Origin of the sequence: Hoeflea sp. Naph1 (assembly GCF_046837775.1) — a bacterium.
Classification (GTDB): Bacteria; Pseudomonadota; Alphaproteobacteria; order Rhizobiales; family Rhizobiaceae; genus Hoeflea.
This window is the reverse complement of record NZ_CP177286.1, coordinates 2948444-2964419: the sequence shown is the minus strand read 5'-3', so window position 1 is coordinate 2964419 and position 15976 is coordinate 2948444. Positions and strand designations below refer to the sequence as shown.

The window sequence follows — 15976 nt, the reverse complement described above, 5'->3', positions numbered from 1 at the left end:
CGTCGCCACATACCTTCGGACAATCTCCAAGAAAATCAGCCTCATCGCCAGATATGTTCGGACCCGTGTTTACGCGAGTTCGAATTGTTTTTCTGGGACGGTGGTTATTTTCCAACCAAGAACCGTTGATGGATTCTGGAAGTTCTTTCCAAAGCGTGGTGATTTTGCTTCAGCTTCTCTACCGCGGTGCTTGCAGACGCTAAACCTTCATTCGCCGTAAATACCGTGAGCTGCGCCCTGCTCAGCGATGCTCTGCATCGCTTGCCGGACAACGAATGAGCCGGTGCGGAAACTGCCAAGACAATGCGGTTGCGGTGGCTTCTACAACCTGCTCAAACGGGACCGGATACGGCGTCGAACCTATGTCGAACCTATAGGGGCGCGTCGAGGCCAAGCGTGATGTGCTAGATTAGATCGAGATGTTCTACAGCCCTGCACGTAAGCATGTCAGGAATCGGATGCTGTGGTCCATCGAGTTCGAGTTGCCGGATTGATGGTAGTGTGGCGTTCCATTTATAAGCTCAGTAGAATTTTAGCCGGTCCAGAAGGGTGACTTTAAGTTCACTTGTTGTGTTTGATCCATGGTTCGTGAGAGATTGGCACCTTGCCCTTATTCTTCGATTCGGCACCTATAGTTCGAAAGAGGCGCGATGTTAAAGCCAGAAGCCGCATTCCACCTTGGCCCCGAATTGGAACGTGCTTTGAATCGGATGGATTTTTTCCGTTTGTTCAAGGTGCTGGCGGGAAGTCATGACTACCAGTATTTTGCGCTCGCCGAAGTGCTGGGCGAAGAAGACCCGTTTGATCTGCATCTGCCGTATTCACTGCACAACATCCCCGATGTCTGGATCGATGGTGGGCGTGGCGGAATTGAGCACAAAGACCCCATGGTCGAGCACCTGAGGGGATCCACGGTGGCGTGCTCAATGGATGCACAGGACAGTTCTTCGGCGCTTTGCAGATCGGGCCGCGTGAATTCGGCGGTCGTCATTCCGCTGCAAACAGCAGCTGGAAAACGGTTCGGCTTGCTGATGCTGGGAAATGCCCAGCGCCCACGACATGATCAGCTTGCGGTCATCGCCCATGATGCGGCGGTGGTATTCCAGCGCTATTTCGAAGCAATCTTGTCGCTCGATTCGATCAGCGGCCTGAACGACCGCGAAATCCAGATTGTGCGCTGGACTTCGGAGGGCAAGACCTCGGTGGAGATCGCCATCATTCTCGGCCTGTCGGAACACACGGTGAATTCCTATATCGCCGCGATTTTGCGCAAGCTGCATGTGGTCAACCGCGCGCAAATGGTGGCTTTTGCGTTGCGCAGTGGCTTGATCAACTGAAATTGACAGGAGGGCAGTGATGAACGCCGATTCCGAAAAAAGCGAGCTTGTCGTCTTGTTGGTTGATGACGACCCGGTTGAGCATACCATCCTCAAGCGCAAGCTGGCGAGCATGGACAGGGCGTCGATCAGGCTTGAATATGTAAGCAATATCAGCGCGGCCGTGGACCGGGTCAAGCGCGCTGGGATTGATCTGGTGTTTCTCGATAACCGGTTGGCGCCAAACAACGATTTCCGGGAAACTGCGCCACAACTGCGGCATGCCGGGTTTGTCGGGCCGATCGGAATCATTTCGTCCGACATCAGCGGTGCCTATTTCCGCGAATTTCCCGAGTATGGCGTGGATTTCCGCATCGGCAAGGACGAAATTGACGGGGCAGCGATCAGCTTCATCCTTTCCGAATATACCCGCGACCAACTGTCCGAGACTTGTGCTGAAGATTTCTTGTAGGCAGGGAGAGGGGTACGCTTTTGGTTCGTGACCAGCCGCCCTTTTCTCCCGACGAACTTCTAAAGGCGCTCTACGAGACGCTGCCGGATCCGGTGCTGATCGGCGACCGGAACCGGACCATTGTCGCTGCCAATGCTGCGGCCGTGACAGCGTTCGGCTATTCCGAGGACGTTCTTCTCGGGATGAATGCGGAGCAGATCTACGCTTCGCCGGAAACGCTGCGCGATGTCGGCGACGCCTTTTATCCATTGGACGCAGGGGCCATGCGGTTGCATCGGCAGGTGGATTTTCGCCGGCGGGATGGCAGCGTTTTTCCGGCCAAACTCACATTGAACAGAATATTTGGTTCCGATGGGAAGCCCGTGGGCGTGGTCGCCCTGATTCGAGACCTGACCGACATCATGGCCGCCCAGGTGGAACAGCAGCAAGCCGAGAAGACCCTGAAACTGGCGCTGGCGGCGATTTCCGAAGGGTTTGTCATCTTTGATGCCGAGGACCGACTGTTCCTCTGCAACGATGCCTACCGAGATATGTACAAATTATCGGCGCCGGTATTGCAGATCGGGCGGAGCTTCGAATCGATTGTACGTTACGGACTTGAGCGCGGTCAGTACCCTGATGCGGGCGAAACCCCGGAAGAGCAGGAGGCCTGGCTCAATGCACGGCTTGAGAAGTGCCGCAAGCCGTCTGGGCCGATTGTCCAGCGGGTGAGCGGGGACCGCTGGATCCAGATCGACGAGCAGGTCACGCCGGAAAACTTCCGCGTCGGGTTGAGAACCGACATCAGCGCGGTCAGCCGGATCAAGTCGGAAGCGGAGCGGCTCGGGTTGATTCTGGAAAGTGTTGCTCAGGAAGTCTATGTGGTCAGCATCGAAAACGGCCATTTCATCAGTTGCAACAAATCAGCTCGCGAGAATCTGCAATACAGCAACGAGGAGATGCGTGGTCTCACGCCGGCGGACGTCAATGCCGATCTGTCAGAAGATCAATTCGCAGAACGGGTCGCGCCCTTGGTCTCGGGCGCCTGCAAATTGTTGTTCTTCGATTCAGAGCACCGGCGCAAGGATGGTTCGACTTACGCGTGCCGGATGCGGCTAGAGCGACTGGATGACGTTCCCGAGCCGGTGATCATGGCGTTTGCAGAGGATATTTCCGAGCGGCTTGAGTTCGAGCGCGTACTTGAACGCAAGCAGCATGAGTTCGAGACCCTGGTACGCAATCTTCCCGATTTCATCACCCGTTCGAAACCTGACACGACGCTGACCTATGTCAACGAGAACTATGCCCGGTTCATCGGAATGAGTGCCCAAGAATTGGTAGGGCAGCAATTCCTCCGCTTTCCCCCGATGGAGATCCGGTCGAGTATACGGGCGCATCTGCAAGCCCTTTCACCCGAGCAACCGATCAGAACCATGGAGCAGTTGATGATCAGTCATACCGGCGAACGGCGCTGGTATCTCTGGTCAAATCTGATGATCTTCAAGGGTGGCGTGCCGGAGGAACTTGTATCGGTTGGGCGCGATGTCACCGAAAGCCGCATGGCGCGCGAGCAGATCGCTGCACAGTCGCGCGAACTGGCAATGCGCAATGATGCACTGGAACAATTTGGCGGCATTGTCGCGCACGATCTGAAGGCGCCGCTGCGCCACATTCGGGTGTTTGCGGACATGATCGCTGAGGATGTGAACGCCGGAAAAACTGATGATCTTGCCGACTTCTCCGGTCACATATCCGATCGTGCCGAGGCGCTGGAACGGATGATAACGAGCCTGTTTACCTATTCCCAACTGGCCTATCAGAGCATCAAACCGGTAAAATTCATATTGTCCAAGGCCATTGCCGAGGCATGGGAAAATCTTGGTGTCGACGTCATCGAAGCAGGTGCGCGGCTGACTTTCAGCGGCGACGCTGAAGTCTGTGCAGATCCTGACCTCTTGACGCAGATGTTTCAGAATCTGTTTGCAAACTCATTGAAATACACAGATTGCGCCACGCGGCCCGAGGTGCAGGTTGGCGTCGCGGTTGCAGATGCTGATGTGATGGTTACGGTTGAAGACAACGGTATCGGAATTGCTGCTGCCCACGCGGACAACATATTTGGCGTTTTTCAGCGGCTGCACCGCGACGAGAGCCAATATCCGGGTGCCGGCATCGGGTTAGCGTTATGCCGCAGTATCGCCGAAAGCCACCGCGGTACCATTGTGCTGGATCATTCCTGTCACACCGGCGCTCGCTTCATCATCCGCCTGCCTGTGGAGTAGACCTGAAGCGAGCCTCTTGTGGGGGCTGCCTTGTCAGGCAGGCCCCCAAAGCGGCCCCATAAACTGCAGCGGTTTCAGGCGGCGTTGGCTGCGGCAAGCGCGTTTTCGATGTCGATCAGCAGATCCTCGCTGTCCTCGAGACCGATCTGCAGCCGGATGACGGGCCCTTCCTTCGGGGGCAGGGCCACGGTGCGGTCAGAAAGATTGGCGTGTACGCACAAGCTTTCATACCCACCCCACGAATAACCGAGGCCGAAAATGGTGAGCGCATCGAGAAACGCGTGTGCCTTGGCGCGGTGGCGCTCGGCATCGGCGACATCGAGGACGATCGAGAAGATGCCGCTTGATCCACAAAAGTCGCGTTTCCACAGATCGTGGCCGGGAAAGCTTTCGAGCGCCGGATGCAGCACCTTGGCGACTCCGGGCCGGCCTTCCAGCGCACGGGCGATCTGCAGGGCCGACTGCTGGTGGCGTTCAAGGCGTACGCCCATGGTGCGCAGGCCGCGAAGGGTCATGTAGCTGTCATCGGGTGAGCCGCACATGCCGAGCATCGAATTGGCGGCGTGCAATGCCGGCCAGGTTGCTTCGTTGGCCGAGACCGTGCCCAGCAAAATATCGGAATGGCCGGCGGGATATTTGGTGGCGGCATGAATTGACAGATCGACGCCGTGATCAAGCGGTTTGAAATAAAGCGGCGTTGCCCAGGTGTTGTCCATCGAGACCAGAGCGCCATGGCCATGCGCCACTTCGGCGATAGCCGGGATATCCTGCATTTCGAATGTGTTCGAGCCTGGCGCTTCGGTGTGGACCAGCTTGGTGTTCGGGCGAATCAATTGCTCGATCTCGGCGCCAATCATCGGGTTGTAATAGGTCGCCTCGATGCCGTAGCGGCACAGCATGTCGTCGCAAAATCTGCGTGTGGGCCCATAGACAGAATCAACCACGAGCACATGATCGCCAGCGCTCAGCACTGCCAGGAAAGGCACGCTGACTGCGGCCAGTCCGGAGGGAAGAATGATGGTGCCGGCTGACCCTTCAAGTTCGTCGATCGCTGCTGCCAGCGCATCGGTAGTGGGCGTGCCGTGGGTTCCATAGGTGTATTTGCTCTTGCGTGATTCCATCGTGGCTGCATCTGCAAACAACACAGTCGAGGCATGCACGACCGGAGGGTTGACGAAGCCGTGATAACTCTGCGGATCGTGACCGGAATGCGCCAAACGGGTGTTTATTCCTTTGCTCGGTGTCTTTTCATGCTTGTTCATTGCTTCGTCCATTCCGCTGCGTTTGGCCAATTGCACTGATTCCTGTGGGCAAGACTTATCGCGAGGCTGATGCGACGACAAGAACACTGTGCACCTTCCGGGTTGTAATGAACCAACAGAACTCGTTATTCCCCGGTTCCGGCAATTTTCGAGCCTAGGAGGCTTGACCGTCGCAGCATTTCAGCGTGGTATGGTCGCGTGCGACAGGAGGGATGGGCACGCCGGAAACAACGGTGTACCCGTCTTTGTTGCACCCAAAACAGGGCAACAGAAAAAAGGTTGTATCAAATGAACAATAAGATTTTATCGGCAGTCGTTGGCGCTGCCGCCGTTGCCGGTATGGGAGCCGCCGCAGCATCCGCCGCAACGCTGGACGACGTCAAGGCGAAGGGATTCGTCCAGTGCGGCGTGTCCACCGGTCTGGCCGGATTCTCAGCTCCCAATGATGCCGGTGACTGGTCCGGGATTGACGTGGACCTTTGCCGTGGCGTCGCTGCTGCCGTTTTTGGTGATGCGAACGCTGTGAAGTTCAGCCCGCTGTCGGCCAAGGAACGGTTTACCGCGCTGCAGTCAGGTGAAATCGACGTGCTTTCGCGTAACACCACCTGGACCATGAGCCGCGACACCCAGTTGGGTCTCAACTTCGCTGGCGTGAACTATTACGATGGCCAGGGCTTCATGGTACGCAAGTCGCTTGGCGTGAATTCCGCGCTGCAGCTGTCGGGCGCTTCGGTGTGCGTGCAGACCGGTACCACCACCGAGTTGAACCTGACCGACTATTTCAAGGCCAACGACATGACCTATAATCCGGTCGTGTTCGAGAAGCTTGAAGAAGTGAACGCGGCTTACGACGCCAACCGTTGCGATGTGTACACCACCGACCAGTCGGGTCTGTATTCGATCCGCCTCGGCCTGTCGGCGCCGGATGAGCACATGGTTCTGCCCGAAGTGATCTCCAAGGAGCCGCTTGGCCCCGTGGTTCGTCAGGGCGACGACCAGTGGTTCTCGATCGTCAAGTGGGTCCATTTCGCCATGCTCAATGCTGAGGAAATGGGCATCACCCAGGCCAATGTCGATGAAATGCTGAACTCCACCGACCCGAACGTCATGCGTTTGCTCGGCAAGGAAGGCGCATTTGGCGAGGCAATCGGCGTAAGCAATGATTGGGCCTACAATGTCGTCAAGCTGGTGGGTAACTACGGCGAAGTGTTCGAACGCAATGTTGGCGCTTCGACTCCGCTCGGCATCGCTCGCGGCGTGAATGCGCTGTGGTCGAAGGGTGGCTTCCAGTACGCACCGCCGGTGCGCTAAGGTTTGGACCTGATTTGAAGTGGGCCCCGGATTCGGGGCCTACTTTACCTGGCCTTCGGGAAGGTGGCCTAATAAAAGCCTGACGCAACGACGGCAGGTATACAAATGATCCGGGTCACAAGGCTCGGACAATTAAGAAGTTGGGGACAGACATGGCTCATCAAACAGGCGTCTCCGCAGATGCTGATGATTCCGGCCGCGTATCATTGATGAATGATCCCAAGGCACGCGGCCTTGTATTCCAGATATTGTTGATCGTAGCCGTCGCCGCAGTGATCTGGAGCGGCGTAAGCAACGCAATCGATAACCTGGCCCGAGCGGGAATTGCTTCGGGGTTCGGTTTTTTTGGCGAAAGGGCCGGTTTCGATATCGGTCAGTCGATCATTCCATACACCAATGACGATACCTATTTTCGTGCGTTCCTGGTCGGCCTGTTAAACACCCTGGTGGTGGGGGCGATCGGGATCTTCTTTGCATCGATGATCGGCTTTACTGTTGGTCTGGCGCGATTGTCGCACAACTACCTGGTTCGTAAATTTGCGACCGTCTATGTTGAGACGCTGCGCAACATTCCGCTGCTTTTGCAATTGCTGTTCTGGTACAAGGCGGTTCTGTCGATCCTGCCGTCGCCACGCGAAGCGGCCCGCGAAACCGGCGTGGAAGTGGCGTTCAGCATCAACAATCGCGGACTCTATTTGCCACGGTTGGTGCCTGAAAGCGGCTCAATGCTGATTCTTTACGCCATTGTGGTGGCGCTGGTGTTGTGGTTTGTCATCGGCCGCTGGGCCAAGAAACGGCAGATGGAGACCGGTCAGCAGTTTCCGGTTTTCCTGACCGGGTTGAGCATGATTATCGGGCTTCCGCTGATCGCGTACCTGGTCACCGGAATGCCGGTGTCGGTGGAATATGCCAGCCTGCAGGGATTCAACATGGTCGGCGGCTGGGTAATCCAGCCCGAGTTCATGGCATTGTTGCTGGGGCTTTCGCTCTACACCGCCTCGTTTATTGCCGAGATCGTCAGAGCCGGCATTCTCGCGGTTTCGCGCGGCCAGACCGAGGCAGCGTTCGCGCTGGGGATTCGGCCGAACCTGACCAGCCGGTTGGTGATTGTGCCGCAGGCGATGCGGGTCATCATTCCGCCGCTTACCAGCCAGTATCTCAACCTGATCAAGAATTCGTCGCTGGCCGTTGCTATCGGTTACCCTGATCTGGTGTCGATTTTCGGGGGTACGGTGCTCAATCAGACCGGGCAGGCGGTGGAAGTGATTTCGATCACCATGCTGGTCTATCTTGGGCTGTCACTGTTAACATCGGCATTCATGAACTGGTTTAACTCCAGAGTTGCCTTGGTGGAGCGCTGAGCAATGGATAACAACACAAAATCAATCGCTTACGTTCGCACGGTGGAAAGCCCGACAATGGCGCCGCCCAATCTTGTCGGCGGGCCGGTGGGCTGGGCCAAGGAAAACCTGTTCGCCACGCCGCGGGATACGATCCTGACGATCCTTACCTTCCTGGTACTGCTGTGGCTGGTACCGCCGATCATCAACTGGGCTTTCATCAATGCAGTTTGGGTGGGCGAAAGCCGTGAGGATTGCCTCGGGCCGGAAGTCGGCGCCTGCTGGGCCTTCGTGGAAGCGAAATTCGGCCAGTTCATTTATGGCCGCTATCCGCTCGACGAACGCTGGCGTGTCAACCTCACCGGCTTGTTGTTGATTGCCGGACTGGTGCCGATCGCCATTCCGTCGGTTCCCTACAAGCGTGAGAACGCGCTTTACCTGCTGATCGTCTTCCCGATCCTGGCCTTCATCCTGCTGACCGGTCAGTTTGGCCTCGAGACAGTGGACACTCCGCTGTGGGGTGGGCTTCTGGTGACGCTGGTGGTGGCCATTGTCGGCATTGTCGTGTCATTTCCGCTGGGGATACTGCTGGCGCTGGGACGACGTTCGGAGATGCCGATCGTCAGGATGTTCTGCGTCATCTTCATCGAGTTCTGGCGTGGAGTGCCGTTGATCACGGTGCTGTTCATGTCGTCGGTGATGTTGCCGCTGTTTTTGCCCGAGGGTGTGTCTTTCGACAAATTGTTGCGGGCGCTGATCGGGGTGGCATTGTTCTCGTCGGCCTATATGGCTGAGGTGATCCGCGGTGGATTGCAGGCAATTCCAAAGGGCCAGTATGAGGCCGCCAATGCGATGGCACTGACATTTTGGCAGGGCGTGCGGCTGGTGATCCTGCCGCAGGCGCTGAAGCTGGTCATTCCGGGCATTGTCAACACCTTCATCGGGCTGTTCAAGGATACCAGTCTGGTTCTCATCATCGGCTTGTTCGACCTGCTCGGCATCGTCCAGCAGAACATGAGCGATCCGAACTGGATATCACCCGCGACGCCGGCAACAGGTTTTGTCTTCGCGGCGCTGGTGTTCTTCATCTTCTGCTTCAGCATGTCCCGCTACTCCGCCTATATGGAGCGGCGTCTGGACACCGGCCACAAACGATAACAGGGGAATAACAACCATGGCTGACAACAACGCAGCAGCGGTTTCACAAGGCGAAAATCGGTCGAAAATGACCGTGTCGGATACCGACGTCGCCATCGAAATTATCGGCATGAACAAATGGTACGGCGACTTTCACGTGCTTCGCGACATCAACCTCAAGGTGATGCGCGGTGAACGGATTGTCATTGCCGGTCCTTCGGGGTCGGGCAAGTCGACCATGATCCGGTGCATCAACCGTCTGGAAGAACACCAGAAGGGCAAGATCATCGTCGACGGCATCGAACTTACCAATGATCTCAAGAAGATCGATGAGGTTCGGCGCGAGGTGGGCATGGTGTTCCAGCACTTCAACCTGTTTCCGCACCTGACCATCCTGGAGAACTGCACGCTGGCGCCGATCTGGGTTCGCAAGATGCCCAAGAAGAAGGCCGAGGAAATTGCGATGCAATTCCTGGAGCGGGTGAAAATTCCCGAGCAGGCGAACAAGTATCCGGGTCAGCTTTCCGGCGGTCAGCAACAGCGCGTGGCAATTGCCCGCTCGCTGTGCATGAACCCGCGGATCATGCTGTTTGACGAGCCGACTTCGGCGCTTGACCCGGAAATGATCAAGGAAGTGCTCGACACCATGGTGGGTCTCGCCGAGGAAGGCATGACCATGCTGTGCGTAACCCATGAAATGGGCTTTGCGCGCCAGGTTGCCAACCGGGTGATCTTCATGGACCAAGGCCAGATTGTCGAGCAGAACGCGCCCGACGAGTTCTTTGACAATCCGCAGCACGAGCGCACCAAGCTGTTCTTGAGCCAGATCCTGCACTGAGCGGGGAGGCGGGCAGCGAGGTTCGCCCCTTGTTGAAGGCGGGCGGCTATCTGGCGCGATTGTGTCTGCTGATGCTCCTGACAATTGGCCTCGGAACCTTGCTTCCGAGGCCATTTTTCGCTGAGCGGATTGGCGTCGTGGCCGATCCCGCCGACGCAGCACTGCCGGGGCCGGCGGGCGTTGGGCAGGCGGCTTTCCTGGTTTCATCGCCGATCCACACGGATCTGGCGCTGCCCCTCAGCCCTGACCTGGCGAAGCGTTTCGGTTTCTTGACTGCCGATGGGCTCGATCCGTCGCAACCCGGTGTCTCCTACATCATTGCCGGCTGGGGCGGACGCAGCTTCTATATCGAGACCCCGACCTGGTCTGATCTCAAGCCGGGACCGCTGTTCAGAGCACTGACGATTGACCGGGCGGTGATGCATGTCGGACTGGCAGGCGCTATCGATCGGGCGCATCCAACGGTGATGGCGATCAACCTTGACGGTCCAGCCTATGAGCGCCTTGTGGACGCGGTGCTTGCCGATTTTACCGGGATCAAGGCCGCCGGACCCATGGTGGTCGCAGGCGTCGCGTACGGCGACTACGATTTGTTTTATGAGGCGGAAGGCTGGTTCAATGCTGCTATTGGCTGCAATCTCTGGACCGCGCGAATGCTGCGAGAGGCGGGGCTGCAAACGGGCTGGTGGACGCCGGTGCCCAGCCTGCTTGCTGCCAGCCTACGTCTGCACAATCCGGCGGACCGCTTTTCCTACAGCCCGGTCGCGCGGTAGCCGTAGAGCCAGTCGAGATCGCTGGCCAGGCTTTCGGGACTTTTGAGCGCCAGCACCAGGTCACGCCCGAGCCGCACCGGACCGCGGGCATGATAGGCGAACTGGTTGAAGGCGGCGCGGCTGCGCGCCTTGGCGATACGGATGCGGCGGCGGTTCTCGAAGCTCGCAAGCGCCGGGCCGATTCCGCTGGAGGCACAGGTAACGGCTTGCGCCAACTCGTAACCGTCTTCAATCGCCATGGCTGCGCCCTGTGCGGCAAACGGTGTCATGGCGTGGGCGGCATCGCCGATCAGCACCAAATCCGTGCCGTTGCACCAATGGCCGTCAGCCATCTCGAACAGCGGCCACCAGGTCATTTCAGGCGCTGCACGCAGGATCGACATCAGCGCCGGATGCCAGCCGGAAAATGCCGCCAGCAAGGCCGTGCGATCGGCCGGGATCTCGCGTTCGGACCAGGTCTGGCCCGGATCCTTGCCCTTGGTGATGGCCACCATGTTGATACTTTTGCCGTGGGCCAGCGGATAGGCAACAAGGTGAGTGCGGGCGCCCAGAAAGGCGGTGACATTTTTGGCATCGAGCACGCCGGAGACTACGTCCGCAGGAACGATGAAACGCCAGGCGACCTGGCCGGAAAATTGCGGAGGGACGGCGCCTGTGACCATCCGGCGGGTCTGTGACCAGACACCGTCGGCGCCGACGATGAGCGGCCCCTGGCTTTGCATCTTGACGATGTCGGCCGTCTCGATTCGGTGTCCAAGCCTTAAAGTGCAGCGCGGCTCGGCCGTCACCGCGTTTAGCAGTAGCCCCTGAAGATCGCCCCGATGCAGGACGCCATAAGGCGCGCCCCAGCGCCGGGCGGCGAATTCGCCGCAGGGGACGGCGGTGATGGTGCGCAGTGATCGGCCCGATGCGAGCGTGATTTGTGCCGGTCGGCTCATCGCTGCTTCGAGGGCTGACCCGAGGCCGAGCGCGGTAAGGATACGACTGGCGTTTGGGGAAATCTGCAGGCCAGCGCCGACCTCGCTGAGTTCGGGCGCTGAATCGACGATCTCGACGTCATGGCCGTTGCGGGCGAAGGAAAGGGCGGCTGTCAGGCCAGCAATGCCGGCGCCGATGATTTGAATGTTCTGGGCCGCCATCGCGCCCTCCTGGATCGGCCCCGGCGCATTTCCCGACAAATCTTGGCCAATCAAAAAGGGATTATGTGCGGATATCAAGTTTCATCATCGTCGGCGCGCTGCCTTTGCAGGCGGTGCGGCACTGCGTAAGGTTCAGGCGGCCTTGTATTCCCAAGCGCATCCCGCAGGCACCGTGTCAGCGGCGTCAAGCGTGGGGTTGAACTTGTAGAGGGTGGAGCAGTAGGGACAGACCTTCTCGTCGTCTGCGCCCATGTCCAGGAATACATGCGGGTGATCAAACGGCGGATTGGCACCCACGCACAAGAACTCCTTGACGCCAATCTCAATCGCGGTGTGCCCGGCATCATTCTGAAAATGCGGAATGTGGTGGTCGGCCATGCATATCTCCGTCGCGGCAAACTCGAATTTGGGCGGACCATATACGCTGCATCGGCAAATGTGTAGCCGGTATTTGGTCATGTCTATATGCGAGCAAAAACGGCACCAGATCTGCCATCACGACAAACGCCCGGTGTGGGGCTGCAACGGTAAATCTGCCGGTTGTAACATTTGCAAGGCGGGTCGATTGCGATAGGGAGAAGGCAAAAGGAGCCGCACATGAATCTCGACCGATTGCAGGCCAACCGCTTTACCTCCGGTGATATCGAACTTGCCTTTTACGAGGCAGGAAACCCTGAGGGGATACCGGTGTTGCTGATCCATGGCTTTGCCTCGACTGCGCATGTCAACTGGGTGTCTCCGGGCTGGTTCAAGACCCTGGTTGGCGCCGGCTACCGGGTGATCGCCCTCGATAACCGTGGTCATGGCCAGTCGGACAAGCCGCATGATCCGGAAGCCTATCACCCGGAAACGATGGCGGCGGATGCGGCCGGGTTGATCGAGGATCTCGATATCGCGCCTGCGCATGTGATGGGATATTCGATGGGGGCCCGGATTACCGCCTTCCTGGCGCTTTCCCGCCCCGAACTGGTTCGCTCGGTGGTGTTCGGCGGGCTGGGCATGGGTATGGTCGACGGGGTCGGCGACTGGGACCCAATTGCCGACGCATTGCTGGCGGACTCGATTGACGATGTGATCGACGAACGGGGGCGGATGTTCCGTGCCTTTGCCGACCAGACCAAGAGTGACCGGCTGGCGCTTGCAGCCTGCATCCGCACGTCGCGGACCCTGGTTGACCCAGACGAGCTTGGCAGAGCCGATTTTCCGGCGCTGATCGGCATCGGCACCCGTGACGATATCGCGGGTTCCGCGCAGGAACTGGCGCAAATGATGCGGCGAGCCCGGGCGCTCGATATTCCCAACCGTGACCACATGCTGGCGGTTGGTGACAAGGTTTTCAAGGCCGGAGTACTTGATTTCCTTGCCCAGGTCGATGGCGGTGAATTTTGATGCAAGACATGAAAACCCTGACGGAATTTACCGGATCGTCGGACAATCGATTGATCGCCGATCGGCATGCGCCGCGCGGTGACGTTCACGGCAACCCGGTGGTGCTGCTGCATGGTGGCGGCCAGACCCGGCATGCCTGGGGTGGCGCGGCGCGGCGGATGGCCGATGCCGGCCATACTGCCTTTACTGTTGACCAGCGCGGACACGGCGCCAGCGACTGGCTGGAAAGCAAGGCCTATGCGTTTGACGATTATGCGACCGACGCCGTCGCCATATGCCTTGAAGTCGCCGAGCGTTGCGGCAAACCACCGGTACTGGTGGGGGCCTCGCTGGGTGGCATATCGGGCCTGATGGCGGCGTATCTGGGGGGACCCGACCTGCTTGCCGGTCTGGTGCTGGTCGATATCACACCGCACATGGACGCCGATGGAGTCAGCCGCGTCCAGGGGTTCATGGCCGAGCGCATGCACGAGGGATTTGCGACACTGGAACAGGCCGCCGCCGCGATTGCCGCCTATCTGCCGAACCGGCCGAAACCGCGCTCGCTCGAAGGATTGGCCAAAAACCTGCGCCAGGGCGCGGATGGTCGCTACCGCTGGCACTGGGACCCGGCCTTCATCGATGGCCCGCGCTCCATCAATACCGACCGCGAGACGGTTCAGCAGCGGCTCGTTGATGCCTCGCGGCAACTTGCCATTCCGGTGCTGCTGGTGCGTGGCCAGCAATCGGAACTGGTGACCGAGGAAGCGGTTTCGGCGTTCAGGGAGATGGTGCCGCATGCCGATTTCGTTGATGTGACAGGCGCCGGGCACATGGTCGCGGGCGACCGCAATGATGCTTTCAACGACGCTGTACTGGGGTTTCTCGACAAGCTCGAAGGGCGGAGCTGACTGGTTAACCCCTGCGATTACCGACCAGAAAAATCCGGGCGCCGTTTCTGCGTAAATGCGCGGCACCCCTCAGCGTAATCCTCGCTCTCGAAAGTGGCATCCGCAAGGCTCGATGCGCTGGCAAAGGCTGCCTCATCGTGGCTGGAATGGGCGTTTATGGCAGCCTTGGACGCCCGCACTGACATCGGCGCAGCTACGGCGATCGCTTCTGCGAGCGCATTGACCTCGGCATCGAGATCATCCGGACGATGGAGTGCCATCAGGCAACCAAGCGCCTTGGCCTCGCTGGCCGAGAACTCGCGGGTCGAATAGAGCGCGTAACGCGCGGCCTGATCGCCGAGCGCGCGAACAAGGTCCTGAACCGCGTCAAGCGGGTAAGCCAGACCAAGGCGGGCGGCGGGAATTGCAAAGCGGGCGGTTTCGTCGGCGATGCGGATGTCGGCGGCCGCTGCCAGGCCGAAGCCGCCGCCAAAGCAGATACCGCGCACCGAAGCGATTACCGGAACCGGGCAGGTGCGGACTGCCCTGAATGCGTCTGAATTTCCGGCCTCATAAATACGAGCCGTTTCTGCATCCTTGCGCAGCGTGTCAAACTCGCCAATGTCGGCGCCAGCGGAAAAATCACGTCCGCCTGCGCCGTCGAGAATGATGACCCGGGCCAGGTTGTCACGGGTTAACCAGGCAATTGCAGCGGGCAGGGCACGCCACATTGCGTCGGTCAGCGCGTTGCGCTTTTCAGGCCGATTGATGGTCACGCGGCCAATGCGGGAATCGGTGACAGCGGCGGTGATTGTGCCGTCGGCAAAGGAAGTTTGTGCGGCCATCGGCTCCACCCATTTGTTTTTTTTGCGTTGTGGCTTATCTTCAGGGTGAAAGCAATCAAGCCCGGAGATGGCAATGGCAGTGAATACAGGCGTGCGGACGGAGGATACCGTCAAGACGATCGATCCGATCTGGGACTCGATCCGCATGGAGGCCGAGCGCTCGGTTGCCCAGGACCCGCTGTTGGCGGCTTTCCTGTATTCGACCATCCTGAACCAGCCTTCGCTTGAGGAAGCGGTGATCCACCGCGTCTGTGAACGGCTTGATCACCCCGACCTGCAGGCCAATCTGTTGCGCCAGACATTTCTGGAGATGTCGGCGGACTGGAAGCAGTGGGGCGCGGTGCTGCGGGTCGACATTCAGGCAGTGTACGACCGCGATCCCGCCTGCGACCGGTTCATCGAACCGGTGCTCTATTTCAAGGGGTTTCACGCCATTCAGACCCATCGTCTGGCGCACTGGCTCTGGGGCCAGGGCCGGACAGATCTCGCATTGTATCTGCAGAGCCGGTCGTCTGAAGTGTTCCAGACCGATATCCACCCCGCGGCCGTAATGGGCAAGGGAATCTTTCTCGACCATGCGACCGGGCTGGTTGTCGGTCGCACCGCCGTTATCGGCGACAACGTGTCGATCCTGCACGGGGTAACGCTCGGTGGATCGGGCAAGGAATCCGGCGACCGCCATCCCAAAATTCATGATTGCGTGATGCTCGGCGCCGGCGCCAAGGTGCTGGGCAACATTGAAATCGGTCGCTGCAGCCGAATCGCCGCCGGTTCGGTGGTGCTTCAGGCGGTACCGTCCAATTCGACCGCTGCGGGGGTTCCTGCGCGGATAGTCGGCACCGCCGGCTGTGACGAACCTTCACGTTCGATGAACCAGATGTTGCGCGACACCACCTGACATTGGAATTGTCGGTGCCGTCCTGGCCGTATCGTGAGTACGACGCACGCGTGCGCGGGATTGCGGCCTTGCGGAGTTTGTCTGTCTGCGGATCTGATGCCGGACGCCGCATAACCTGAATTGCCA

At 59.0% G+C, this 15976-nt stretch carries 15 protein-coding genes and 1 pseudogene; 12 read left to right on the top strand and 4 right to left on the bottom strand.

Annotated features, from left to right (window positions below; genetic code table 11):
* Positions 1–275: 275 nt before the first annotated feature.
* The 4 genes and pseudogenes from ACK6D9_RS14245 to ACK6D9_RS14230 form a co-directional block, all read left to right on the top strand.
* Positions 276–494 (top strand): annotated as a pseudogene (locus ACK6D9_RS14245) (IS3 family transposase); the annotation flags it as partial.
* Between the two features lie 216 nt (positions 495–710).
* Positions 711–1337: a response regulator transcription factor gene (locus ACK6D9_RS14240; protein ID WP_412049009.1), complete on the top strand. Its 627-nt coding sequence runs from the start codon at positions 711–713 to the stop codon at positions 1335–1337.
* Between the two features lie 19 nt (positions 1338–1356).
* Positions 1357–1788 (top strand): hypothetical protein, encoded by a 432-nt coding sequence (locus ACK6D9_RS14235; RefSeq protein ID WP_322989842.1) that lies wholly within the window; start codon positions 1357–1359, stop codon positions 1786–1788.
* Between the two features lie 20 nt (positions 1789–1808).
* Positions 1809–4049 (top strand): PAS domain S-box protein, encoded by a 2241-nt coding sequence (locus tag ACK6D9_RS14230; RefSeq protein WP_412049008.1) that lies wholly within the window; start codon positions 1809–1811, stop codon positions 4047–4049.
* A 74-nt stretch (positions 4050–4123) separates the two neighbouring features.
* On the opposite strand, the gene ACK6D9_RS14225 is transcribed toward ACK6D9_RS14230, so the two are convergent.
* Positions 4124–5311 (bottom strand): cystathionine beta-lyase, encoded by a 1188-nt coding sequence (locus ACK6D9_RS14225; RefSeq protein WP_412049007.1) that lies wholly within the window; start codon positions 5309–5311, stop codon positions 4124–4126.
* Between the two features lie 288 nt (positions 5312–5599).
* On the opposite strand from ACK6D9_RS14225, the gene ACK6D9_RS14220 reads away from it, so the two are divergent.
* The 5 genes from ACK6D9_RS14220 to ACK6D9_RS14200 all read left to right on the top strand — a co-directional run bounded on the left by ACK6D9_RS14220 (position 5600) and on the right by ACK6D9_RS14200 (position 10710).
* Positions 5600–6622, top strand: a complete 1023-nt coding sequence (locus ACK6D9_RS14220; protein WP_322989839.1) for an amino acid ABC transporter substrate-binding protein — start codon at positions 5600–5602, stop codon at positions 6620–6622.
* Between the two features lie 152 nt (positions 6623–6774).
* Positions 6775–7983: an amino acid ABC transporter permease gene (locus ACK6D9_RS14215; RefSeq protein ID WP_412049006.1), complete on the top strand. Its 1209-nt coding sequence runs from the start codon at positions 6775–6777 to the stop codon at positions 7981–7983.
* A 3-nt stretch (positions 7984–7986) separates the two neighbouring features.
* On the top strand, positions 7987–9120 hold the full coding sequence (locus ACK6D9_RS14210; protein ID WP_412049005.1) for an amino acid ABC transporter permease: 1134 nt from the start codon (positions 7987–7989) through the stop codon (positions 9118–9120).
* A 16-nt stretch (positions 9121–9136) separates the two neighbouring features.
* The gene (locus tag ACK6D9_RS14205; protein ID WP_412049004.1) at positions 9137–9937 is read left to right on the top strand and encodes an amino acid ABC transporter ATP-binding protein; all 801 of its coding nucleotides are present in this window, start codon (positions 9137–9139) and stop codon (positions 9935–9937) included.
* 29 nt (positions 9938–9966) lie between these two features.
* On the top strand, positions 9967–10710 hold the full coding sequence (locus ACK6D9_RS14200) for a TIGR02117 family protein (RefSeq protein WP_412049003.1): 744 nt from the start codon (positions 9967–9969) through the stop codon (positions 10708–10710).
* Here ACK6D9_RS14200 and ACK6D9_RS14195 read toward each other — a convergent pair.
* Both ACK6D9_RS14195 and ACK6D9_RS14190 read right to left on the bottom strand, forming a co-directional pair.
* Positions 10689–11849, bottom strand: a complete 1161-nt coding sequence (locus ACK6D9_RS14195) for an FAD-dependent monooxygenase (protein WP_412049002.1) — start codon at positions 11847–11849, stop codon at positions 10689–10691. The genes ACK6D9_RS14200 and ACK6D9_RS14195 overlap by 22 nt on opposite strands.
* A gap of 132 nt (positions 11850–11981) precedes the next feature.
* Complete coding sequence (locus ACK6D9_RS14190; RefSeq protein ID WP_322988523.1) at positions 11982–12227, bottom strand: zinc-finger domain-containing protein; 246 nt, start codon at positions 12225–12227, stop codon at positions 11982–11984.
* A gap of 219 nt (positions 12228–12446) precedes the next feature.
* Between ACK6D9_RS14190 and ACK6D9_RS14185 the strand changes: the two genes are divergently transcribed.
* Positions 12447–13238, top strand: coding sequence for an alpha/beta fold hydrolase (locus ACK6D9_RS14185; RefSeq protein WP_412049001.1), 792 nt, complete (start codon positions 12447–12449; stop codon positions 13236–13238).
* 8 nt (positions 13239–13246) lie between these two features.
* Positions 13247–14128, top strand: a complete 882-nt coding sequence (locus tag ACK6D9_RS14180; RefSeq protein ID WP_412049000.1) for an alpha/beta fold hydrolase — start codon at positions 13247–13249, stop codon at positions 14126–14128.
* A 17-nt stretch (positions 14129–14145) separates the two neighbouring features.
* Here ACK6D9_RS14180 and ACK6D9_RS14175 read toward each other — a convergent pair whose 3' ends face one another.
* Positions 14146–14952, bottom strand: coding sequence for an enoyl-CoA hydratase-related protein (locus ACK6D9_RS14175; protein WP_322988526.1), 807 nt, complete (start codon positions 14950–14952; stop codon positions 14146–14148).
* Between the two features lie 73 nt (positions 14953–15025).
* Between ACK6D9_RS14175 and cysE the strand changes: the two genes are divergently transcribed.
* A complete protein-coding gene (cysE, locus tag ACK6D9_RS14170) occupies positions 15026–15850 on the top strand; it encodes a serine O-acetyltransferase (RefSeq protein WP_412048999.1) in 825 nt (274 codons plus the stop codon).
* Positions 15851–15976: the final 126 nt, after the last annotated feature.

What these genes read in the sequence shown, in the direction of transcription:
- ACK6D9_RS14240 (WP_412049009.1), top strand. Translation starts at nt 711, where the DNA reads ATGGATTTTTTCCGTTTGTTCAAGGTGCTGGCGGGAAGTCATGACTAC.
- ACK6D9_RS14235 (WP_322989842.1), top strand. Translation starts at nt 1,357, where the DNA reads ATGAACGCCGATTCCGAAAAAAGCGAGCTTGTCGTCTTGTTGGTTGAT.
- ACK6D9_RS14225 (WP_412049007.1), bottom strand. Translation starts at nt 5,311, where the DNA reads ATGAACAAGCATGAAAAGACACCGAGCAAAGGAATAAACACCCGTTTG.
- ACK6D9_RS14220 (WP_322989839.1), top strand. Translation starts at nt 5,600, where the DNA reads ATGAACAATAAGATTTTATCGGCAGTCGTTGGCGCTGCCGCCGTTGCC.
- ACK6D9_RS14215 (WP_412049006.1), top strand. Translation starts at nt 6,775, where the DNA reads ATGGCTCATCAAACAGGCGTCTCCGCAGATGCTGATGATTCCGGCCGC.
- ACK6D9_RS14210 (WP_412049005.1), top strand. Translation starts at nt 7,987, where the DNA reads ATGGATAACAACACAAAATCAATCGCTTACGTTCGCACGGTGGAAAGC.
- ACK6D9_RS14205 (WP_412049004.1), top strand. Translation starts at nt 9,137, where the DNA reads ATGGCTGACAACAACGCAGCAGCGGTTTCACAAGGCGAAAATCGGTCG.
- ACK6D9_RS14195 (WP_412049002.1), bottom strand. Translation starts at nt 11,849, where the DNA reads ATGGCGGCCCAGAACATTCAAATCATCGGCGCCGGCATTGCTGGCCTG.
- ACK6D9_RS14190 (WP_322988523.1), bottom strand. Translation starts at nt 12,227, where the DNA reads ATGGCCGACCACCACATTCCGCATTTTCAGAATGATGCCGGGCACACC.
- ACK6D9_RS14185 (WP_412049001.1), top strand. Translation starts at nt 12,447, where the DNA reads ATGAATCTCGACCGATTGCAGGCCAACCGCTTTACCTCCGGTGATATC.
- ACK6D9_RS14180 (WP_412049000.1), top strand. Translation starts at nt 13,247, where the DNA reads ATGAAAACCCTGACGGAATTTACCGGATCGTCGGACAATCGATTGATC.
- ACK6D9_RS14175 (WP_322988526.1), bottom strand. Translation starts at nt 14,952, where the DNA reads ATGGCCGCACAAACTTCCTTTGCCGACGGCACAATCACCGCCGCTGTC.
- cysE (WP_412048999.1), top strand. Translation starts at nt 15,026, where the DNA reads ATGGCAGTGAATACAGGCGTGCGGACGGAGGATACCGTCAAGACGATC.